This window comes from Pantoea sp. NPDC088449 (assembly GCF_044753225.1).
Classification (GTDB): domain Bacteria; phylum Pseudomonadota; class Gammaproteobacteria; order Enterobacterales; family Enterobacteriaceae; genus Pantoea; species Pantoea floridensis.
Genome location: NZ_JBIVMT010000001.1, coordinates 235,990 through 256,559 on the forward strand (window position 1 = coordinate 235,990; position 20,570 = coordinate 256,559).

21 protein-coding genes and 1 tRNA gene are annotated in these 20,570 nt (G+C 52.4%); 6 read left to right on the plus strand and 16 right to left on the minus strand.

The window, feature by feature from the left end:
* Positions 1-160 precede the first annotated feature (160 nt).
* On the minus strand, positions 161-787 hold the full coding sequence (tesA, locus tag ACIP6T_RS01130; protein ID WP_345827128.1) for a multifunctional acyl-CoA thioesterase I/protease I/lysophospholipase L1: 627 nt from the start codon (positions 785-787) through the stop codon (positions 161-163).
* Between tesA and ybbA the strand changes: the two genes are divergently transcribed.
* Positions 755-1,441 carry a putative ABC transporter ATP-binding protein YbbA gene (gene ybbA, locus ACIP6T_RS01135; protein WP_400454919.1) on the plus strand — a complete coding sequence of 229 codons (687 nt, stop codon included), beginning with the start codon at positions 755-757 and terminating at the stop codon, positions 1,439-1,441. The two genes, tesA and ybbA, sit on opposite strands and share 33 nt — an antisense overlap.
* Positions 1,438-3,855 carry a putative ABC transporter permease subunit YbbP gene (gene ybbP / locus ACIP6T_RS01140; RefSeq protein ID WP_400454921.1) on the plus strand — a complete coding sequence of 806 codons (2,418 nt, stop codon included), beginning with the start codon at positions 1,438-1,440 and terminating at the stop codon, positions 3,853-3,855. The genes ybbA and ybbP overlap by 4 nt, the downstream gene beginning before the upstream one ends.
* 80 nt (positions 3,856-3,935) lie before the next feature.
* Here the strand turns inward: ybbP and purK are convergent, their stop codons facing one another.
* From purK to ppiB, 4 genes are all read right to left on the minus strand, one after another.
* A complete protein-coding gene (gene purK, locus ACIP6T_RS01145; protein WP_097094656.1) occupies positions 3,936-5,000 on the minus strand; it encodes a 5-(carboxyamino)imidazole ribonucleotide synthase in 1,065 nt (354 codons plus the stop codon).
* A complete protein-coding gene (gene purE, locus ACIP6T_RS01150; RefSeq protein WP_400454924.1) occupies positions 4,997-5,506 on the minus strand; it encodes a 5-(carboxyamino)imidazole ribonucleotide mutase in 510 nt (169 codons plus the stop codon). Before purE ends, purK begins: the two co-directional genes overlap by 4 nt.
* A gap of 131 nt (positions 5,507-5,637) precedes the next feature.
* Positions 5,638-6,354: a UDP-2,3-diacylglucosamine diphosphatase gene (locus tag ACIP6T_RS01155; RefSeq protein ID WP_345827125.1), complete on the minus strand. Its 717-nt coding sequence runs from the start codon at positions 6,352-6,354 to the stop codon at positions 5,638-5,640.
* Positions 6,354-6,848, minus strand: coding sequence for a peptidylprolyl isomerase B (gene ppiB / locus ACIP6T_RS01160; protein ID WP_097094653.1), 495 nt, complete (start codon positions 6,846-6,848; stop codon positions 6,354-6,356). The genes ACIP6T_RS01155 and ppiB overlap by 1 nt, the downstream gene beginning before the upstream one ends.
* 371 nt (positions 6,849-7,219) lie before the next feature.
* On the opposite strand from ppiB, the gene cysS reads away from it, so the two are divergent.
* Together cysS and ACIP6T_RS01170 are read left to right on the plus strand one after the other, a co-directional pair.
* Entirely contained in the window at positions 7,220-8,605 is a 1,386-nt protein-coding gene (cysS, locus tag ACIP6T_RS01165) for a cysteine--tRNA ligase (protein WP_097094652.1), read from the plus strand.
* A gap of 32 nt (positions 8,606-8,637) precedes the next feature.
* Entirely contained in the window at positions 8,638-9,747 is a 1,110-nt protein-coding gene (locus tag ACIP6T_RS01170) for an AAA family ATPase (protein WP_400454929.1), read from the plus strand.
* Between the two features lie 145 nt (positions 9,748-9,892).
* On the opposite strand, the gene ybcJ is transcribed toward ACIP6T_RS01170, so the two are convergent.
* Together ybcJ and folD are read right to left on the minus strand one after the other, a co-directional pair.
* Positions 9,893-10,105, minus strand: coding sequence for a ribosome-associated protein YbcJ (ybcJ, locus tag ACIP6T_RS01175; protein WP_007890771.1), 213 nt, complete (start codon positions 10,103-10,105; stop codon positions 9,893-9,895).
* A complete protein-coding gene (folD, locus tag ACIP6T_RS01180; protein WP_400454931.1) occupies positions 10,105-10,971 on the minus strand; it encodes a bifunctional methylenetetrahydrofolate dehydrogenase/methenyltetrahydrofolate cyclohydrolase FolD in 867 nt (288 codons plus the stop codon). The genes ybcJ and folD overlap by 1 nt, the downstream gene beginning before the upstream one ends.
* A gap of 175 nt (positions 10,972-11,146) precedes the next feature.
* Between folD and ACIP6T_RS01185 the strand changes: the two genes are divergently transcribed.
* On the plus strand, positions 11,147-11,650 hold the full coding sequence (locus ACIP6T_RS01185) for a DUF1198 family protein (protein ID WP_400454934.1): 504 nt from the start codon (positions 11,147-11,149) through the stop codon (positions 11,648-11,650).
* A gap of 95 nt (positions 11,651-11,745) precedes the next feature.
* Positions 11,746-11,822: transfer RNA gene (locus tag ACIP6T_RS01190), tRNA-Arg, on the plus strand.
* 123 nt (positions 11,823-11,945) lie between these two features.
* Here ACIP6T_RS01190 and ACIP6T_RS01195 read toward each other — a convergent pair.
* The 9 genes from ACIP6T_RS01195 to ACIP6T_RS01235 all read right to left on the minus strand — a co-directional run bounded on the left by ACIP6T_RS01195 (position 11,946) and on the right by ACIP6T_RS01235 (position 20,558).
* Entirely contained in the window at positions 11,946-12,392 is a 447-nt protein-coding gene (locus ACIP6T_RS01195) for a contractile injection system protein, VgrG/Pvc8 family (RefSeq protein ID WP_400454936.1), read from the minus strand.
* A 669-nt stretch (positions 12,393-13,061) separates the two neighbouring features.
* Complete coding sequence (locus ACIP6T_RS01200) at positions 13,062-13,751, minus strand: glycosyltransferase family 25 protein (RefSeq protein ID WP_400454938.1); 690 nt, start codon at positions 13,749-13,751, stop codon at positions 13,062-13,064.
* Between the two features lie 13 nt (positions 13,752-13,764).
* The gene (locus ACIP6T_RS01205; protein WP_345827121.1) at positions 13,765-14,364 is read right to left on the minus strand and encodes a hypothetical protein; all 600 of its coding nucleotides are present in this window, start codon (positions 14,362-14,364) and stop codon (positions 13,765-13,767) included.
* Between the two features lie 58 nt (positions 14,365-14,422).
* Positions 14,423-14,893, minus strand: a complete 471-nt coding sequence (locus ACIP6T_RS01210) for a DcrB-related protein (protein WP_097094647.1) — start codon at positions 14,891-14,893, stop codon at positions 14,423-14,425.
* Entirely contained in the window at positions 14,886-16,520 is a 1,635-nt protein-coding gene (locus tag ACIP6T_RS01215; RefSeq protein WP_345827120.1) for an OmpA family protein, read from the minus strand. The genes ACIP6T_RS01210 and ACIP6T_RS01215 overlap by 8 nt, the downstream gene beginning before the upstream one ends.
* A gap of 1 nt (position 16,521) precedes the next feature.
* Positions 16,522-17,121, minus strand: coding sequence for a DotU family type IV/VI secretion system protein (locus tag ACIP6T_RS01220; RefSeq protein ID WP_400454942.1), 600 nt, complete (start codon positions 17,119-17,121; stop codon positions 16,522-16,524).
* Positions 17,118-18,458, minus strand: coding sequence for a GlcNAc-transferase family protein (locus ACIP6T_RS01225; RefSeq protein ID WP_400454945.1), 1,341 nt, complete (start codon positions 18,456-18,458; stop codon positions 17,118-17,120). Before ACIP6T_RS01225 ends, ACIP6T_RS01220 begins: the two co-directional genes overlap by 4 nt.
* 28 nt (positions 18,459-18,486) lie before the next feature.
* Positions 18,487-19,473 carry a fimbrial protein gene (locus ACIP6T_RS01230; protein ID WP_400454948.1) on the minus strand — a complete coding sequence of 329 codons (987 nt, stop codon included), beginning with the start codon at positions 19,471-19,473 and terminating at the stop codon, positions 18,487-18,489.
* Between the two features lie 2 nt (positions 19,474-19,475).
* Positions 19,476-20,558: an ImpA family type VI secretion system protein gene (locus tag ACIP6T_RS01235; protein ID WP_400454950.1), complete on the minus strand. Its 1,083-nt coding sequence runs from the start codon at positions 20,556-20,558 to the stop codon at positions 19,476-19,478.
* Positions 20,559-20,570: the final 12 nt, after the last annotated feature.

Genomic DNA, 20,570 nt, shown 5'->3' on the forward strand with positions numbered 1-20,570 from the left:
AGACCACCAAAAGTTAAGACTGTAGGCTTATCGAAAGGATATTTGCGATAAATAGTGAGACGATATCCATACGCGCCGCGATTACGCAGCGCGTTGCAAGCGTCTTTCAGTATGCTGGTTTATATTTCATATAATTACCCGTTAAAATTACGCGTCTGGATTAATCATGCTTTACTAACGGAGCCAGTTCCGTCGCCATCAGATTGGCGATAAACGGCTGAGCATCCGGATTGGGGTGAATGCCGTCCTGCTGCATCCACTCCGGCTTCAGGTAGACCTGCTCCATAAAGAAGGGCACCAGAGGAATGTTGTACTGCTGTGCCAGGCGCGGATAAATCGCGCTGAACGCCTCCGTATAGCGACGTCCATAATTGGCAGGTAGACGAATCTGCATCAGCAGCGGCTGCGCCTTAGCGGCTTTCACTTCGTCGATCACTTTGGTCAGATCGGCAGCGATGTTCTGCGGAGGGAAACCGCGCAGGCCATCGTTACCGCCCAATTCGATTAACACCCAGCGCGGTTGATGCTGTTTTAATAGGCCAGGCAAACGTGCCAGCCCAAGGCCTACGGTATCTCCGCTGATGCTGGCGTTCACCACATTGGGCTGCTGTTGCCACGTTTTATTCAGCAGGCTGGGCCAGGCCGTCGTGGCCGACATGCGATACCCGGCGCTCAGGCTATCGCCCAACACCAGCAAGGTATCGGCGGCAGCGATACGCGACACCAGCAGAAGCAATAACAACAGGAAGGGATAATGCCAGCGGAAAACATTGTTGCAGTTCATCATCTTACTAAGTCCGTCGGTCAGGGAGAGCATCAGCTCACCATCCTTACCGGAGTTGAGCTGGTTGTCAAACCAGCCGAGACCATCGCCTTAATTGGTGAATCTGGCTCGGGTAAATCCACGCTGCTGGGTATTCTGGCGGGCCTGGACGATGGCAGCAGCGGCGAGGTGCACCTGCTGGGCCTGCCGCTACACAACATGAACGAAGAGCAGCGAGCGGCCCTGCGCGCGCGTGAAGTCGGCTTTGTCTTTCAATCCTTTATGCTGGTGCCGACGCTCAATGCGCTGGAAAATGTGCAGCTGCCGGCGCTGCTGCGTGGCGATAGCGATCGTGAAAGCCGCAACCAGGCCGTGGAGCTTTTGAGCGTGCTGGGGCTGAAAGATCGTCTGCATCATCTGCCCGCACAACTTTCTGGCGGCGAGCAGCAACGTGTGGCGCTGGCGCGCGCCTTTAGCGGTCGTCCCGGTCTGCTGTTTGCCGATGAACCCACCGGCAACCTCGATCGCAAAACCGGCGATCGTATCGCCGATCTGCTGTTCTCCCTCAACCGCGATTTCGCGACCACGCTAATCCTGGTGACGCACGATGAACAACTGGCGGCGCGCTGCGACCGCCGCTTACGGCTGCGTGACGGCAAATTGTGGGAGGAAGCATGATTTGGCGCTGGTTCTGGCGTGAGTGGCGATCGCCGTCGCTGCTGATAGTCTGGCTGGCGCTCACGCTGGCGGTGGCCTGCGTGCTGGCGCTGGGATCGATCAGCGATCGCATGGAAAAAGGGTTGAGCCAGCAGAGCCGTGACTTTATGGCGGGCGATCGCACCTTGCGCAGCAGCGCACCCGCGCCGCAAGCATGGCTGAGTAAAGCGCGTGACGAAGGTTTGTCTGTCAGCCGCCAGCTGAGCTTTATGACCATGACCTTCGCGCAAGAAACGCCGCAGCTGGCGGACGTTAAAGCCGTTGACGATGCCTATCCGATGTTTGGCACGTTGCAAACTGATCCACCGGGGCTGCGCCCCCAAGCGGGAACGGTGCTGGCCGCGCCGCGTTTGCTGGCGTTATTGAATTTGAAAGTGGGTGACAGCGTAGACGTTGGCGACACCACCTTGCGCATTGCCGGTGAAGTGATCCAGGAGCCGGATGGCGGCTTCAATCCGTTTCAGACTGCGCCGCGTTTGCTGATGAATCTGGCAGACGTAGAGAAAACAGGGGCCGTTCAGCCGGGCAGCCGCCTGAGCTGGCGCTATAAGTTCTCGGGTGAACCGGCACCGCTGGCACGCTATGATCGATGGATCGAACCACAGCTAAACGCCGATCAGCGCTGGGTGAGCGTCGAGAATTCGGAAGATGCGCTAGGGCGATCGATGCAGCGTGCGCAGCAATTTTTACTGCTCTCTGCGCTGCTAACGTTAATGCTGGCGATTGCTGCGGTGGCGGTGGCGATGAGCCATTATTGCCGCAGCCGCTACGATTTGGTGGCGGTGCTGAAAACGCTGGGCGCGACGCGTAAAGCGCTGCAGCGATTAATCATCGGACAATGGCTGGCGGTGCTGTTGCTGGCCGCCATCGTCGGCAGCGCGCTGGGGCAGAGCATTGAAGTTATTCTGCTGTTAATGCTGAAACCGGTGCTGCCCGCCGCGCTGCCGGCCGCCAGTTTCTGGCCGTGGCTGTGGGCAATTGGCGCGATGTTCGTTATCTCGCTGTTGGTCGGTTCGCGTCCTTATCGTCTGCTGATGGCTACTCAGCCCCTGCGCGTATTGCGTCGCGATGCGGTGGCAAACGTGTGGCCGCTGCGCTTTTATCTGCCCGCCATGGCGCTGATCGTCATGGGGCTGCTGGCGCTACTCATGGGCGGGAGCAAAATGCTGTGGGCGCTGCTGGCGGGCGTGGTGATGCTGGCGCTATTGCTGGCGTTGCTCGGCTGGGGCACGCTGCTGCTGCTGCGAAAGCTGGTGGTACGCAATCTGGCGCTGCGGCTGGCGATAAACCGTCTGCTGCGGCAACCGGCAATGACGCTCAGCCAGCTGGCGGCGTTTTCGCTGTCGTTTATGCTGCTGGCGCTGCTGCTGGTGATGCGCGGCGACCTGCTCGATCGCTGGCAACAGCAGCTCCCCGCGGATAGCCCGAACTATTTCCTGCTGAATATCACCCAAGAGCAGGTGCCGCAGGTTCGCGATTTTCTGAATGGGCATCATATTAAGCCTGAAACCTTCTATCCGATTGTTCGCGCGCGCCTGACCGAGTTGAACGGCCAAGAGGCGGATCCGAAGCTGGATAACGCGCTCAATCGCGAGCTCAATCTGACGTGGCAAGCCGATCGTCCGGATCACAATCCGCTGATTTCCGGCAGCTGGCCGCCAAAAGCCGGTGAAGTCTCAATGGAAGTCGAGCTGGCGGATCGTCTTGGCGTGAAGCTCGGCGATACCTTGACCTTCAGTGGCGATACTCAGCAGTTCAGCGCCAAAATTACCAGCTTGCGTAAGGTTGATTGGGAAAGTCTGCGCCCGAATTTCTTCTTCATCTTCCCGCCGGGCGCACTTGATCAACAGCCGCAAACATGGCTGACCAGCTTCCGCATGGATAACAATCCGGCGCTGCTGGCCCAGCTTAATCGGGCGTTTCCTACGCTGAGCCTGCTGGATATTGGCAGCATGCTGCGCCAAATAGGCCAGGTGCTGACGCAGGTGAGCCAGGCACTGGAAGTGATGGTGGTGCTGGTGACGGTATGCGGCGTACTGCTGCTGCTGGCGCAGATTCAGGTGGGCATGCGTCAGCGGCGCCAGGAGCTGGTGGTGTATCGCACGCTGGGTGCCAGCAAACGACTGCTGCGCGGGACGCTGTGGTGCGAGTTTGCGCTGCTTGGTGTGGTGTCGGGCATTGCGGCGGCGTTGGGGGCGGAAGCGGCGCTGTGGGGATTGCAGCGCAAGATCTTTGATTTCCCCTGGCAGCCAGACTGGACGCTATGGATCGTGTTGCCGATCGGTGGTGCGCTGCTGTTATCGCTGTGCGGTGGTTGGCTGGGCGTAAGGTTGCTGCAAGGGAAGGCGCTGTTCAGGCGGTTTGAGGCGGCTTAATGCACAGGGTCAGCTTGAATGCCGACCCTGAAAAATGCTACCGAGGCAGGTAGGGTCGCCATTCATGGCGACCTGGTGACTTAGAGCTTCTCCACTGCCCAGGCAATCCCGCTGGCATACTCTTCCGGCAGCAGCGGCACCAGTGCATTCAGCGCTAAGGCTAAACGCGGGCGATCGCTATCGGTCAGATTCAGATGTCCCACCTTACGACCGGCGCGCACTTCTTTATCGTACCAATGCAAATGCACCAGCGGCTGTTGCAGCCACGCTAGATTCACATCGGTACCAATCAGATTCACCATCACCGACGGCGCAAACACCACCGGCTGCGGCAGCGGCAAGCCGAGCACCGCACGCAGGTGCAGCTCGAACTGGCTGATTGACGCGCCGTTCTGCGTCCAGTGGCCGCTATTGTGCACGCGCGGAGCGAGCTCATTAATCAGTAATCCTGCTGGCGTAATGAAGCACTCCATCGCCATCACACCGACGTAATTCAGCTCATGCATAATGGCGCTGAGCATTGTTTCCGCCTGCTGTTGCTGTGCGGCATCGGCCTGCGGGAAGGCCACGCTGGTGCGCAGAATGCCGTCCTGATGCAGGTTATGCGTCAGCGGATAAAACACCGTGCTGCCATCGTGTCCACGCGCGCCCACCAGCGACACTTCGCCGCTGAAGTTAATGCCTTGCTCAACGATGCATTCACCGTAGCACTCATCCGGCAGCGCGTCGGTTTCATTGGCGCGTAAGCGCCACTGGCCGCGACCGTCATAGCCGCCGGTGCGACGCTTGACAATCGCCAGTTCGCCAAGGGTATTGAACACCTTAGGCCACTCGGCTTTATCGGCCAGCAGCTGCCACGGCGCGGTGGCCAGGTTTAACTGATCCAGCAGCTGTTTTTGCGTCAGGCGATCGGCCAGACGCGGGAAAATATCGCGATTCACAAATGCAGGATGGCTAGCCAGTTCGCGGGTTAACGCGGTTTCCGGCCAGCGCTCGATCTCGGCAGTAATTACGCTTTCAGCGATCGGCAGCGCAGACGGTTCTGCATCCAAACCCACCGGATACACCGCGATGCCGAGCGGTTCACCCGCCTGGCGCAGCATGCGGCCTAACTGACCGTTGCCTAATACACAAACCGGCTTCATGCTTCCTCCCGCGGATCCGGGTTATTCAGCACTTCATCGGTCTGCGTTTGACGCCAGTTGGCGATGCGCACGGCCAGCGCGCTGTCGTGAATCGCCAGGATCTGCGCCGCCAGCAGTGCAGCGTTGGCGGCACCGGCTTTACCGATCGCCAGCGTACCCACTGGAATACCGCGCGGCATCTGCACAATGGAGTAGAGGCTATCAACGCCGCTCAGCGCGGCACTTTGCACTGGCACGCCCAGCACCGGCACCAGCGTTTTGGCGGCCAGCATGCCCGGCAGATGGGCAGCACCGCCAGCACCGGCGATGATCACCTGAAAACCGTTCTCGGCGGCGGTTTCCGCGAAGCTGAACAGTTTGTCGGGCGTACGGTGAGCTGAGACCACTTCAACGTGGAAGGGCACATCCAGGCTGTTAAGAATTTCCTCGGCGAACTGCATGGTAGCCCAGTCACTTTTAGAACCCATGACGATGGCGATACGGGCCGGGGTGGCGTTGGATGACATGCGGTCAACTCCTGTGAATATGCAAACGAACCTGGCCGGGCGGGCAGGTGAAGAAGGGCACAGAGAATAGCATGAGATGGCAGCAAGGAAAACGGTTGCGTAGGCGGAAAACGGGCATTTACGCCCGGATGTTAGAAGGGGAATTCGATTAGGCTTACGCCGCTGGCATCAAGCTGAATCATCGAGCCATTCTCATGCCAGGCACCGAGCACCGCGCGCTGGGCGTTTTCGCCATGCAGCGGGAAGTGATGAATCGCCGGGCGATGCGTGTGGCCGTGAATCAGTATCCGCAGCTTGTGGCGCGTCATCGTTTCCTCAACGGCCTGCTGATTGACGTCCATAATGCTGACCGACTTGTGCTGATTAGCCTGCTTGCTGCCATTACGCATGCGCGCAGCAATGCGCATGCGCATGCGCAAAGGCAATGCGAGGAACAGGCGCTGCAGCCAGCGCTGATGCACTTTGGCGCGAAAACGCTGATAGCCTTCGTCATCGGTGCACAAGGTATCGCCGTGCATGATCAACACGCACTGACCATATAGCTCCAGCACCTGTTCTTCTGGCAGCAGCGTCATGCCACAGGCACGCGCAAAGCGCTGGCCGAGCAGGAAGTCGCGATTACCGTGAATGAAGAATGTTGGCACCGGTAGCGCTGTGAGCGCTGCCGCAATTTGCTGATGCAGCGGATTCGGATCGTCGTCGCCGATCCAGGCTTCAAACAGATCGCCAAGAATGTAAAGCGCATCGCACGAACGCGCTTCACCCTGCAAAAAATGCAGAAAACCGGCAGTAATTGCCGGTTCTTCATTACACAGATGCAGATCTGCGATAAACAGCGTGCGCGACATTACTCGCTAACGGTCACTTTCTGGATGACAACGTCGTCAACCGGAACGTCCTGATGCATGCCGCTACGGCCAGTTTTCACCGCTTTGATTTTCTCAACCACGTCCATGCCTTCAACCACTTCAGCAAACACGCAGTAACCCCAGCCCTGCAGGCTTTCGTCACGGAAGTTCAGGAAGTCGTTGTCTGCTACGTTGATGAAGAACTGGGCAGTGGCTGAGTGTGGAGCCTGAGTACGCGCCATCGCCAGCGTGCCTTTGGTATTCTTCAGGCCGTTATTCGCTTCGTTGCGAATGTCTGCTTTGGTATCTTTCTGCTTCATGCCAGGCTCAAAACCGCCGCCCTGAATCATGAAGCCGTTGATTACGCGATGGAAGATAGTGTTATCGTAAAAACCTTCCGCGCAGTATTCCAGGAAGTTCTTTACGGTAGCCGGCGCTTTGTCATCGAAGGTTTTGATTACGATATCGCCATGGTTCGTCTGGAAAGTGACCATTATATTCTTCCTGTAAAGGTTGTCGTCAGTATCAGCTGCCGCGCCAGCGAGGCGGCGGGGCATTTTTGTAGACGCTCCTTATATCACAATTTCCAATAACGCGTCAGTAACCCAACGGCAGTTGGCAAGCGAGCGATGCACAACTGAGAAAAATACGGCACAATAACCGGCTTGACGTTGGTCAGTTAAGCGATGAAAACAGATCATACAGAGCGCAGACATCGTAGCGGCGCAATTTATTGCGCGATAAATCGCGCCGCTACGGAATGTGCGGTCATTGAATACCATGCTTAACCGATCAGCTGACGCAATAAACAGCTAGATTTTTGATAGTTCTATTCCCGCACACGTAAAACAAACGGAACCGTTCAATGCTAAAGATTTATAACACCCTGAGTCGACAGAAAGAGGAATTCAAACCCATCCATGCCGGTGAAATCGGTATGTACGTGTGTGGTATTACGGTTTACGACCTCTGTCATATCGGCCATGGGCGTACCTTTGTGGCATTCGACGTGGTGGCGCGTTATCTGCGTTACGTGGGCTATCAGCTGAAGTATGTGCGCAACATCACCGATATTGATGACAAAATCATCAAGCGCGCCAATCAAAACGGCGAAAGCATTGAAACGCTGACCAACCGCATGATCGCCGAAATGCATAAAGATTTCGCTGCACTTGGCATTCTGCCGCCGGATCTGGAACCGCGCGCCACGCGCCATATCGATGAGATTATCGAGCTGGTCGGCACGCTGATTGAACGTAATCACGCCTACGTCGCCGACAACGGCGACGTGATGTTCGACGTGCTGAGCGACAAAGCTTATGGCGTGCTGTCACGTCAGGATCTGGAACAGCTGCAGGCCGGTGCGCGCGTCGAAGTGGCGGACGTGAAGCGCAATCCGATGGACTTCGTGCTGTGGAAAATGTCCAAAGCCGACGAACCAGCATGGAATTCGCCGTGGGGCAACGGTCGTCCAGGCTGGCACATAGAATGTTCGGCGATGAACTGCAAACAGCTCGGCACCCATTTCGACATTCACGGCGGCGGCTCGGATCTGATGTTCCCGCACCATGAAAACGAAGTGGCGCAATCCACCTGTGCGCACGATGGCCCTTACGTGAATTACTGGATGCACTCCGGCATGGTGATGGTTGATCGCGAGAAGATGTCGAAATCGCTGGATAACTTCTTCACCGTGCGCGATGTGTTGCAGCATTACGATGCCGAAACCGTGCGCTACTTCCTGATGTCGGGCCACTATCGCAGCCAGCTCAACTACGGCGAAGATAACCTTAATCAGGCGCGTGCGGCGCTTGAGCGTTTGTACACCGCGCTGCGTCACACCGACGCCAACGCTACGGCGGCGGGTGGCGAAGCGTTCGAAGCGCGTTTCCGCACCGCGATGGATGACGACTTCAACACGCCGGAAGCCTATTCGGTGTTGTTCGATATGGCGCGTGAAGTGAATCGCCTGAAAACTGAAGACAAAGCGGCGGCCGATGCGCTGGCGGCAAAACTCCGCCAGATCGCCGATGTGCTCGGCATTTTGCAACAGGATCCGGAGCTGTTCCTGCAGAGTGGTGCGCAGGTTAATGACGACGAAGTGGCGGAAATCGAGCATTGGGTGAAAGCCCGTTCCGACGCGCGTGCAGCCAAAGATTGGGCGCAGGCGGATGTGGCGCGCGATAAGCTCAACGAGTTGGGCGTGATCGTTGAGGATGGGCCACAAGGTTCCAGCTGGCGACGCAAATAACCGGAGAGGGCGAGAAATCGCCCTTTTTTATTATGGCGATTGAACAGATTCAGATTCACGGCTTCCGCTCGGTACGTAACCTGACGCTGCAGCTACAACAGCTCAACGTGGTAAGCGGCCCCAACGGCTGCGGCAAATCAAACCTGTATAAAGCGGTGCGACTGCTGCACGAAGCCGCCAGCGGGCGCTTAGCGTTGGCGCTGGCGGAAGAGGGCGGCATCCAGAAAGCGATGTGGGCGGGCGGCTTGCGGCGCGGCGATCGTCGCCACGATCCGAAACGTCTTTCATTGGCAGTGGTAATGGACGACATGGATTACCAGCTCGATGTTGGGTTCCCTGAGCCGTTGGCCACCAGCATGTTCAACCTCGATCCGCTGGTGAAAGAGGAACGCTTGTGGATGAGCGGCCAGCGGCGACGTCCCTCTTCCTGCATTCTGCAACGCAGCAATCAAACGGCTTTTCTGCATAACGTTGATGGCGAGCGCGTGAGTTATCCGGCGGTGCTGCATCCGGAAGAGTCGCTATTTGGACAACTGGGCGAACCGCATCTTTATCCCGAGCTTTCGCAGGTGCGCGAACGGCTGCGCCAGTGGCGCTTTTATCATGAGTTTGCCGTGTGGCCCGGTTCGCCGATTCGTGCGCCACAGATTGGCGTGCGCGCGCCGGTGCTGAGCCACGATGGCAGCAATCTGGCGGCGGCGTGGGCCACCATCGTCGAGCGTGGCCATCACGAGTTGTTGTTTCAGGTGATGGAAGAGGCTTTTCCGGATACGGAATTTCACGTGGATGTGCAGAACGGGCGTTTTCAGATGCTGATGTCGCGACGCGGGATTTTGCGTCCGCTGGAGAGCGCCGAGTTCTCTGATGGCACGCTGCGATTTCTTTGCTTAGTGGTGGCGCTGCTCAGCCCGCGTCCGCCCGCGTTTATGGCGCTGAATGAACCGGAAAACAGCCTGCATGAAGATCTGCTGCCGGCGCTGGCGCGCCTGATCGCTGAAGCCAGCCAGTTTAGCCAGCTGTGGATCACCAGCCATTCACCGAAACTGGCAACGCTGATTGCTGAACATACCGCGGTGAATCATATCGAGCTGGAGCAAATCGAAGGGGAAACGCGCGTGGTGGGTGATGAACGGCTTTTGTAGGGTCGCCATGAATGGCGTAATGCCGCTCACTTGAGTAAAAAAATGCCTGTTTATGCAGGTGCGCATGAATGCGCACCCTACGAAAACCCGGCGATATCCACGTAGGGTCGCCATTCATGGCGACCGTATCAATTACTGCACTTAATTACGCGACAACCGTAATCTTAAAACCCGCAAACTCAACCTTCTGGCCTTCCACAATCTTGCAGCGCTTACGCGTTTCCACTGCGCCATCTACGCGCACTTCGCCTTCTGCAATCACCGCTTTCGCCTGCGCGCCGCTCTGCACCCAACCTTCGAGTTTCAGCAGGTCACACAAATCAACGTGGGCATGTTTACCGAGAGAAAAACTGGCCATTATGCCTCCTCAATGTCGTGAAATTCTTCGCACGCCGTCAGCGTGTTTTGGATCAATGTAGCGACCGTCATTGGACCGACGCCGCCTGGAACTGGCGTGATGTACGAGGCGCGCTCAGCCGCCGCATCGAACTCCACATCACCCACCACTTTACCGCTTTCGAGACGGTTGATACCGACATCAATCACCACCGCGCCCGGCTTGATCCAGTCGCCCGGAATAAAGCCCGGCTTGCCAACCGCTACGACCAGCAGATCGGCGTGCTCAACGTGATGACGCAAATCTTTGGTGAAACGGTGCGTGACGGTGGTGGTGCAACCGGCGAGCAGCAGCTCCATGCTCATCGGACGGCCAACGATATTGGATGCGCCAACCACTACGGCGTTCAGGCCGTAAGTATCAATATTGTAGCGCTCCAGCAAAGTGACAATACCGCGCGGCGTACACGGACGCAGCTTCGGCGCACGCTGGCACAGACGACCGACGTTATACGGATGGAAACCATCCACGTCTTTATCCGGCACGATGCGCTCCAGCACTTTGACGTTATCGATGCCCGCTGGCAGCGGCAGCTGCACCAGAATGCCATCGATATCGTTGTCGTTATTTAGCTTATCAATCAGCTCCAGCAGCTCTGCTTCGCTGGTGGTGGCCGGCAGATCGTAGGAGCGGGAGATGAAGCCCACTTCATCACAAGCGCGACGTTTGCTGGCGACATAGATCTGCGAAGCCGGGTTTTCACCCACCAGCACCACTGCCAAACCGGGCGCACGTTTACCGGCCGCCAGACGCTGCTGTACTTTTTCGGCAACCTCAAGGCGCACCTGCTGCGCAATCGTTTTACCGTCAATAATTTTTGCTGCCATCAGAGAGGAAATCCATCTGTAGAGGGTTAAATCGGGGATGGCGCCTATTCTGTCAGAAGCGCGTGCGGCTGTCAGGTAGAGATTCGCCCTCTACGGTGCTTTCCCGACTTTTCGCCGTGGCGCCAACCCGCGTTAGCGCTTATCATGCCCGACAGTGAATGAGATGGATGACGTGATGATTTGGTTAATTCTCGCCACGCTGGCGGTGGTGTTCGTGGTAGGTTTTCAGCTGCTGACGGCCAGCTCGCGCCATGCGGTGCAGGCGCTCAATAAACGGTTGCAGCTGCCGCCGGTGCATATCGAATCGATGCTATCGCTGATGGGCAAAGAAGCGGCAAAAGAGTTCACCGATTACATCGCCGGCGATAATGACGCGCATCTGCACAACGGCGCGGCGGTGCTGCTGATTTGGCAGGTGCTGATTGTCGATGGCAGCGACGAAAATATGCAGCGCTGGCATGGCATTTTGAGCCGCGCGGGGTTTTCAGCGTTGATATCGAGGCAGCAGTTGTTGTTGGCGTTGGGGTTCTTGCGCCAGCTGGAGCCGGACAGCCAGGAGCTGCATGCGCTGCGCGACCAGTATAATGCGCGCTTCACCCAGCAAGGGATTGAGATGGAAGGCGAAACGGAAGCAGGCGGCAATCTGGTGTCGTTAAGCGACTGGCGCAAGCGGCATTAAGGGGTTTTGGTTAATCTGGCAGCACTTCGTTGCTGTGGAAGGGCAAAAACGTTGACGCGCGAGCCGCTGGACGTATAATCCGACCCAATCACTATGCGCCCTTAGCTCAGTTGGATAGAGCACCGGCCTTCTAAGCCGTAGGTCACAGGTTCGAATCCTGTAGGGCGTGCCATATTTTCTTCCATTCAGTTCTTTTAAATTCTACTTTTCCTATAAAATTCAGCAGATAACACTCATTTATGCTCCATAGCGGTCCATAGTGATCTATTGCGTACTACACATGGTTAGGAGCACGTTAAGGGGCACTGTCAGGTTCAACGAAGTGGATTGCGACAACGCTGTCATTCTGGTAAATCGCGTTGTTGCAGCCCTGATTTAAGCGGGTAACGCGGTGTTCGAGCGTCGCGACGTAGCGGGTTTCATCGGCTGATGTGCCGCACTGACGAAACTGCGTCATGACGCCGGGAACAATGCGCGGTTTGACTGACTCGTAAGGCTTGCCGTCGGGATACATCAGAAACAGGGCGGAATAGTTAATGATGTGGTGGGCGGGGAGATCCTTCACCGCGCTGGTGAACGCTATGTGGTAGCAGGGAATGTCGCTGATGGCTTCGCTGCCGCTGAACCTGAGCACAGAAATATCTACGCCGGGCAGCTGAGATTCCAGTCGGGTTAATCTGAGATGATAATGGTTATGGAACGGTAATTTACTGCCGGCAATAATGTATTCCTGACTGCCCATCGTTTAATTCCCTTTGAACGTTAATCCTGACTTACCCGGCGATTATCTTTGCGGAGCAAAATCGACATTAAGCCAGCGGCTTCAATCCGTCACATTCCTTTAGTCGTTAAAGCCTTTATTGCACTAGGCCAGCTGCGCCCGGCCAGCTGCGCCCGGAAGCAGTAATAATGAATGTTGCTCCTGCAACTTATTGATTTAATGCGTATATTAATTCATTGTTAACACTGTGTTTACCGGAGTATTCATAACTTAACCGCACTACTCTTTCCCGATGCTGCAGAACGTAGCATAATTCCAGGAGGGATTTAAATAGGGGTTTATCACATAAAAGCGTAATTAAAACGTTTGCAAGATCAGCTGGAAATTTTATTAAGATAGTTCAAGAAAATGTTGACAGGATATTTCTGAGAGAAATTTCTTAGTGATTAAGTGGCATTCGCTTTATGTTAATTATTTTAACTGGCCGTCCATCCGCTGATTTTCATTTGGTTTAAGTAATCTACTCCTGATTTGTAGGAGTTATCCTTCAAAAGCGTATTTGGGAAAATGGTAGAATCACAGCAAGGAGAGAGTAGTTCTGTCATTCGAGTGTTCAATGTTGATGCTAAAATATGAATCTACGTTTAGTAGGCCATAGTCCTTAAGTTTAAAAAGTATGACCTTAAAACATCAATATGAACCATATATCTTTATATCATCAATTTTTCGCGTAAAGGTTCCTGTATGATCAATATTTCTACTCTCAATATCGCTAAAACCATTCGATTGATAGCCCAGACAGGGGTAAATGGCAAACCAGTTATCTTTCTCCATTATTTTAATCCAATTGGCGTCAAGATGGAGTTTTTTATTCGTTAAATCCTTCTCCAGGTTCTCTTTGGTTTCGTTTAAATTTTCAATTAGCCTGTCATAATAATGTGCATTGACCATATAACAGTTACTACAATACGAAAATTTAGTCCGGGTAAATCCCGGGGTAATTGTGTTAAGAATGTAATGATTACCTGAGAGCATCGCCACATCCCAGCAGGCTTGCTGTGCCAGATGATTAATAAACGCTAACCAGCGCTCGGGGTCTTCTGGGGAATTATTGAAAACCATATCATCTTCGATAATTAAAATGTTTCTCCAGCCATTATTTTTTGCTTCATTTAGCACGGCTATGTGAGAGAGTACACAACCATATTGTCCAACTTCATGTGAAATGGCTGCAAAACGATGATATTTTTCTTCTGGAATGCCAATGAGTTTAAAATTATCCCGTAATTGTGCATCACGATCCTTGCGAACATCTAAGTTAATATAAACTATCCTGTCCACAAAGCTCCAGTCCCATGACTGAATATCATTGTTATTCATCTGATTTCTCGTCTTAAAGGCATATGAATATATTGTTATGCTTTTCAAATTTATTCAAAATCTGTACGTATTTATAAAACTGTAGTCGATTATCCATTCCTAGCTTTTTTATAGCATTACGCCGATAGGTATAAGAACTGTTGGTTGAGCAACGCATAATGTGCGAAATGTTTCGAATATCATGCCCATGCCCACTGAGCAATACCAGCCTCTTTTCTGGTTCAGACAATTGTGCGTTTTTCCGTATTTTGAAATGTCGATAAAAATCGCTCTTTTCCACTCCGTCATGTGGAAGTGTTGCAGCAGTAAAAATACGTACGATGAAGCTGTGAATATCTTCAATAAATAATCCGGAAACGTTAAATGTAATGTGAATGGCGGACGGCTGTCCGCTCTTTTTTCCGGGTTGAGTAATAGTCTTGTCTTTGCTGAATATATTTATTATTACTGCATTGTCGGTGAAGATGATGTTCGCCGTTTCGTTAAAGTTCTTCACATCGGCGTCAAGGATTTTATAATCATTCAACGATTTACTCTGCTTGACGTAGTCAAGCATGCTAATCATCCCCTGGCGATAGAAGACATTTTGCGACTCAACGGCGACGGTTAACATTCTTATTATCCTTATTGTTTTAAAAAGACTGCAACTCCGGCGTCTCTTTTTCGTTATGTCAGACGGCAGGTGAATAGCTATTGATGATTTGAACGTAGTGCTTACGCTGATATTCAGTAAATTCTTCGTTAGCCTGAAGGGTAAATACCAGTACATCACGTTCAATCGGGTTATAACGCGAGTGCTTGGGAAGTTTGACTACCGATTGAACCTGTCGCACAATTTCACCGTCATCCAGATAGCGATTAGCAACCTGGATAACGTCAAGTTTTGCCGGACCGATTTGATGTCTCAACATTTTTCCTTCAGTTTGAAAACCAGGCAGACGGAAACGTAAATTTTCCATCTCTTTTTCTACCCACTCTTCCTGAGTTTGTTCTTCTGCTAAACCCGCGCGAGTAATGATGACGCGGTATTCTTTATCATCTGGATCACGAAACATCAGCAACTGAATAGAACGATCCATAACCGGAGGTGCCGTCATAAAGACTCCCTCAGCAATATGATACATAGTATTTTTATTATCCATTGAGAATGGTCTCCTTTGTATTTTCTATAGGTATCAGCAACATTTCGACGCGCCGATTTATTTGTCGCCCTTCCGCTGTCACATTGCTGGTCATTGGTTCGGTTGCACCAACACCTCGCACTTGAATCAGCGAAGGATCGATATTTTTTTTGATGAGCCAGTGGCGAACAGCATCCGCTCGCTCCAGAGATAAAGAGGCGTTAAGTGCGTCGCCTCCGGTACTATCTGAATGGCCAATAATCAGAATCCGGTAGCCTGGCGCTTGCGCGATTTTGTGTGCCATCTCTTCCAGCGGAGGCGTGGCTTTTGCTGAGATGTCAGATTTACCCGGATCAAATAAAGGGATGACTCCTGCAGACGTCACTACTTTTACCGCCTGCAAATTTGCCATCTTTTTATTCAACGTTCGGCTAATGGCTTCGCATGGGCTGAGTCCCCAATTTTGCAGGGACACTTCAGCGGAACAGCGCTGCGATTGCTCATCAAGCTGCTGTAGTTGAGCAATTTTTTGATTCAACCTTGCAACTGATAACTCACGTTGTTCTTCGAGTAGCGCTATCTCATGCTGGTAGGTTTTTTGCTGCTGCAAAGATTGCCAGCCAGCAACTCCTATCTGGGTTAATAGCAGCAAAGTAATTAAGCAAATACTCCAGAGTAAAGCCGGCTGCTTACCGTAAATAGGAATAACGGGAACCACTGCGGGCTTGGGTATATAAAGCTGTTTGATGGCGGGCAACGGCGGCATCGGCATTCTGTTACCCAGCGCAGGAAGAATGGCGTAACGTTCTTCCAGCCATATCGACCATGCGCCATGCCGTGTAAAGCCATGACCATAATCACACAATAGCAAAGCGCTCAGCTTAAGCGTGGAATGGGTAAATATCTTAGTCAGCGCGGCACTAATTTCTTGTTCTTCTAGCCAGCAGAGTAAGTCATAGCCCAGCGCAGCACGTTGGATATCACTTGCGGAATTATCCTGATTTTTAAGATAATTTTTTAGCCGATTGATTTCGTCCGGCATATTTTGCGCCTGCAGACGATTGAAATCGAGTTCACCACTCCAGCTCGCGTTAGATGAGGAATGTTTGCGGAGTTCAGTGCTGATATGCGCATAAATCCCTATTGTGCAGGGGATTTTAATATCAGATATGACCCCGGAAAAATCTCTCAGCCAGTTGAGAAGGTGGTGATTCAATAATGCTGACGTTTCATGTCCATCTGGCAGAAATGGAAAAAAAGCGGCAACCGGCGTATTTGGAGAATGCTGCTTAATATAGTCAAGGCGACAGGCTAATTCATCGGGATTTTTGATTAATAGCCAGGTCGACTTTTCACAGTAGCGAGTACTGTCTGTGTAATTGCTTTCGGTAAACCATTTCTCTGCATAAGGTCCCAAAATCAGGACAACAGGGGAGAGCTGCTCGGGTTCCGGTTGTGGTTCTTTGGGCGGTTGAGGTAATTCACGCGTTTCCCAGCGCAATTGCTTGATGATGAGAAGTACAGCGAGCACGGCAAATCCGAACATAAGCAGTTCGCCGGTGAGCTTGTCTTGTTGCAGCCAGGAAAGCGCTGAAGTAATAAGCAATGCGACTGCAACCAGCATCATATTTAATTTTTGATAGCTCATGTTACAGTCCTCCACTCTGAAACATTCGGCATCCGTACCAGAATATCCCCAGTAAAAATCCTGCGATGGCGAACTGGCACATTAATGACATCCAGCGAATAGTTGGACCCTGGGCTTCAACCTGAATGGCAAGTGGTTCACTTTCGTCATCTGCCGTTTCAATGACATCAGATTCAGTCACAGTGACTTTTTTCTCAATACGCTCCTTACCGGGTAAAGATAAGGGTGATAATGCGAACATTATCAACGTGGTGTTTTTTATTTCCTGGTGTACGGAGTTGAACAGCAAGTCGCTGTGCGCAGGGTTAAACAGTTCGTCATGCTGGTAACCAAAAAAATGGTGGCCTAGCTGATAGTTCGCCCAGCTGATTCCTTGTGTGGAGAAGCTGCTCATGGCGAGACTATCGACCACGCGGCAAAGTAGCCGCTGGATGGCGATAATCTCTTCGTGCGGATAGGCTTCATCAGATAGGTGCTGGCAATAAAGTATAATTTGCTGCTGCAACTGCTGCTGAAAATCCAGAAGAGAGGGGACGACACCTTTCATTGCGAGCAGCGTGCAGCTGGAGATGAGTCCTTGAAGTGCTGAATGTCCGCTCACCACGCGCGCTCCTTGATGTCACCCCAACCTTCACCATCTATATACGGACAAAGACGTACGCAGTGAGGAGCCACCGGGCGTTGGGTGTCAAAATACACGCGAAGATCAAATTTTTCGCCATTATCATTACTCTTAAGTTTTAAGAGTTCTTCAGGCGAAAGCTGCTGATTTATAAGCGGGGTGTTGTCAGCTTGATACACGCTGAGCTGCCACCAAAGCACATCCTTACGAAGGATATCGACATCCGCATGCGTCAACTGCCACATGCGCAGATGGGGGCTAACCAGTTGTTGTTGCCAAAGTTCATGCTCTTCCGGTAAGTGATCAAACCAGGTTAGTTTTTCTTTGGCTTTAATTAATGGATGAATCCGTTGCTGGCGAAAATCGACCCCAATGCGGTACTGATACTCTTGCAGGGTGCGATGCGTACCTAAACACCAGTGCCCGAGATCCACTTGCTTATCACTGATCCCCAGCAGGCTTTGAATGCGTTGATAAGAGATATTATCGCGCTCCCACCATACCTGATCCACCTGACCACTTTTTTTCGCTTCGTTGGTATGATCGCTCCAGAATTTCGGTGATTTTGCGCGGCCGTAGTAGTGCCAGAGCAGAACTTTGTGAGGTGTATACAGATCGTAACCGTGGGTAAAGGCCCTAGCGGCTAAAGAAATTTCTTCACCGATAAAGAAAAGCTGAGGATCGTACGGGACGTTTTCAATGAAATGACCGTCGCTAAAAAGATAACCTGCGGCCAGATAACCACTTCTCCGTGGCTGCTCTTCGACCATGTCTACTGAATTGAGAGACACAACGCCTTTATCATTAAACTGACTAAATATCAGGCGACTCACCTTATTACTACGCTGTTCTTTTTTTTGTTCAGGGGTATAAGGTGGCGGATAATGCGTGAGTATTGGCCGAGGACTTTGCGATCGTAAGCTTTCCAGCATAGCGATCATTTCACTGTCCCAGTGAGCAGTGAAACGGCTGTGTGAATCGATCTGCAGATGATAGCTCTCACCGTTGTAAAGCGTATTACTCATATGTCTCGCCCAGCAGGCACCCTGACTTTTTAAGTAATCCACGGCTAAGAGTTGAATCTGAGCATTGCCTTTAATTAATCGGTAAAGCGTGTGCCCATGATGTTCACCCACGAGCTGGGGGATAAAACCGCTGTCAATAAATGGGTGAAGTTTACCATTGTCCTGCCAGCAAATAGCGATGTGTAGTCGTTCAGCGTGCTGCGCTCGAGCAAGTATGTCGAGCAGCGTTGGCACTAATTCAGCATCCCGGTAGCTGGCGATGCCGATGAAAATTGTTTTATTGTTATTCATGGTAACTGTATCAATTCCTTTGATAAAATCAGTTCACAACTAATAGAATCTCCGCCTTGGCGGTAAAATTCCCTTCCTCTGGTAATACATTGCCATTTTTCATTAAGGTGGCTTTCCAGCTGTAATTCACTGGCACTTCATCGGCAACCTGGGCGCGATCCTCTTTTGCACTGTCATCTGCAGGCATGTTGCGATTGTTACTGTCGGTAATCTGAATTTTTAAACGGTCATTATTACCAGCACTATCCGTTACCGGGATGGTGCCATCGGCATTCGGGGAGGCCGTGATTAATGATGCGGATGCACTGTAGCTACCGTAATCCGTGGCACACCTCAGGCTGAAATCTAGATTTTTTTCTACGCCGCTTATTAGGTCTCGCTCTCCCAGCTGGCCAAAGTTCACCGTTTTTGGGCCATCAATAGTGCAGTTGGGGATACTGATAACTCTGATTTCGCCTATGTTAAGAAGTTGGCCGTAATTGGCTGCGGTATCACTGGTTACCCAGTTCCTCAAGATGGTTCCTGGGGACAACACTACATCTCCGTTAGGGTCGGTTAACTTTAAACGTGGAGATGTTTTGACAAACTCAAGCTGGAAAAACGACGCTGGAGGGTAGTTAAAACGATTCTCAGTCATAACGGCGTTTGAGGGAAAATGTCCAAATCTATCGCCATTATTCCAGCGAGGACGAACGCTGATGCCCTCAACGCTAGTGGTGAAATAATTTGTCCTCCCTGTTGGAGCCAAAGGAGGCAATGCCGTTTTGCCATAAGCCTCGCCAATTTCACAATCTTTGAAGCTGAGCGTAACATTCTGCGTTGTTGAATTTTCGTAATTAAGCGGTGTATCGCTTACTGGTGCTCCCGCATCAACATAAAAGGTATATCCCGGGATGGTCAGCGTGGTGCGGTTTGCCCCACCAAATTGCGAGTCTGGATCCACCGTACACACTGCAAGGGCTGACTGGCTAAGAAATGCACCCGTGACGAACAAAAAGCTATTGCGTAATCTCATACTCAGGACTCCTGTCCATTACTCAGTCTGGCGATGAGATCCTGCGGCAGAATCTGCATCAATTCGGCAAAACGTTTACCTACCATTTGTTCCGTCAATGTCAGCAAATCACCCACTGGACTGCTAGGTTCGTAGCGCACAAACCACTGCTGAATCTCGCGTAAGCGCATCAGCGCATCCGTACGATCCTGAATATTGCGAACGGGCAACATGGTCAATGTTTCTATCGTGGGCGTCGTCACCAACCTTGCTGCTACCTGCTCTGACTCCGGCAAGCTCACATCTAAAGGCTGGACTGCAGGTGTTTCGATAGTCACTTCTGGCAGCTCTGCCTGATCTACAACGGGCGCCGGGGGGGCTCCAGCAAAGCCAAAAAGAGCGAGCACTTTAAATAAGCCGCTAAAATCAGGCGCATCATCAGACAGCATCTCTATCAGCAGCAGCCGCAATTGATTGAGATGTTGCTCCGCATGCCTTAAGGAGAAGATGACGTCTGCTTGCTGCTCCTGCCATCCCAATCGGGCCAGTGAAAGCGCATTCTCATCAAGAGATTGTTCAGCTTGTGGGTTTAGGGTGGCCCGCTCAACGTCGCGCACGTTCAGTTGCAAGCCCGACACTTTTGGCAGAGGCTGCATTCTTAAATCTGCGAGAATGCCATTCGATGACTCTAATTCTGCCAGCACGTTGGCGCGCATAAGGGGCTCAAAAGATCCCTCATCATATAGCTGTGGATGCACCTGCTCTGGCCACTGTTTAAGTAGCCAGAGTAGGGCGCACAAGCCTTCATCCAGGGCTGGAATGCCAATTTTTCGGAAACGGCAGCGGATTAATACCAGAACCAGTCTTAGATCCAGGCTACGCGTGAGCAGCGTTTTGACCTCACGCTCGATTTCACCCCAGTTAATGGGATCAACCGTTTCAACGAAGTCGCCATACTCCGCACCCATTCTCGGCTGCATGCGGGTCTCCAGCAGGAGAAACGCCGCGTCATCTTCCAGATTTTCTCCGCATGGCAACGTGTCTGTGACGGGCATCAACAGGGGTTGATACCATTCAGGGCACATCGGTGTCATAAGGTCACTCACAATCATTCCTTA

Bases quoted from the DNA above. Each gene is read 5' to 3' on its own strand.
- cysS (WP_097094652.1), top strand. From the start codon at position 7,220: ATGCTAAAGATTTATAACACCCTGAGTCGACAGAAAGAGGAATTCAAA.
- ACIP6T_RS01195 (WP_400454936.1), bottom strand. From the start codon at position 12,392: ATGGGCAGTCAGGAATACATTATTGCCGGCAGTAAATTACCGTTCCAT.
- ACIP6T_RS01205 (WP_345827121.1), bottom strand. From the start codon at position 14,364: ATGTTAACCGTCGCCGTTGAGTCGCAAAATGTCTTCTATCGCCAGGGG.
- ACIP6T_RS01200 (WP_400454938.1), bottom strand. From the start codon at position 13,751: ATGAATAACAATGATATTCAGTCATGGGACTGGAGCTTTGTGGACAGG.
- ACIP6T_RS01215 (WP_345827120.1), bottom strand. From the start codon at position 16,520: ATGAGCTATCAAAAATTAAATATGATGCTGGTTGCAGTCGCATTGCTT.
- tesA (WP_345827128.1), bottom strand. From the start codon at position 787: ATGATGAACTGCAACAATGTTTTCCGCTGGCATTATCCCTTCCTGTTG.
- folD (WP_400454931.1), bottom strand. From the start codon at position 10,971: ATGGCAGCAAAAATTATTGACGGTAAAACGATTGCGCAGCAGGTGCGC.
- ACIP6T_RS01170 (WP_400454929.1), top strand. From the start codon at position 8,638: ATGGCGATTGAACAGATTCAGATTCACGGCTTCCGCTCGGTACGTAAC.
- ACIP6T_RS01155 (WP_345827125.1), bottom strand. From the start codon at position 6,354: ATGTCGCGCACGCTGTTTATCGCAGATCTGCATCTGTGTAATGAAGAA.
- ACIP6T_RS01230 (WP_400454948.1), bottom strand. From the start codon at position 19,473: ATGAGATTACGCAATAGCTTTTTGTTCGTCACGGGTGCATTTCTTAGC.
- ACIP6T_RS01225 (WP_400454945.1), bottom strand. From the start codon at position 18,458: ATGAATAACAATAAAACAATTTTCATCGGCATCGCCAGCTACCGGGAT.
- ACIP6T_RS01185 (WP_400454934.1), top strand. From the start codon at position 11,147: ATGATTTGGTTAATTCTCGCCACGCTGGCGGTGGTGTTCGTGGTAGGT.
- ACIP6T_RS01210 (WP_097094647.1), bottom strand. From the start codon at position 14,893: ATGGATAATAAAAATACTATGTATCATATTGCTGAGGGAGTCTTTATG.
- ppiB (WP_097094653.1), bottom strand. From the start codon at position 6,848: ATGGTCACTTTCCAGACGAACCATGGCGATATCGTAATCAAAACCTTC.
- ybbA (WP_400454919.1), top strand. From the start codon at position 755: ATGCCAGCGGAAAACATTGTTGCAGTTCATCATCTTACTAAGTCCGTC.
- purE (WP_400454924.1), bottom strand. From the start codon at position 5,506: ATGTCATCCAACGCCACCCCGGCCCGTATCGCCATCGTCATGGGTTCT.
- ybcJ (WP_007890771.1), bottom strand. From the start codon at position 10,105: ATGGCCAGTTTTTCTCTCGGTAAACATGCCCACGTTGATTTGTGTGAC.
- purK (WP_097094656.1), bottom strand. From the start codon at position 5,000: ATGAAGCCGGTTTGTGTATTAGGCAACGGTCAGTTAGGCCGCATGCTG.
- ybbP (WP_400454921.1), top strand. From the start codon at position 1,438: ATGATTTGGCGCTGGTTCTGGCGTGAGTGGCGATCGCCGTCGCTGCTG.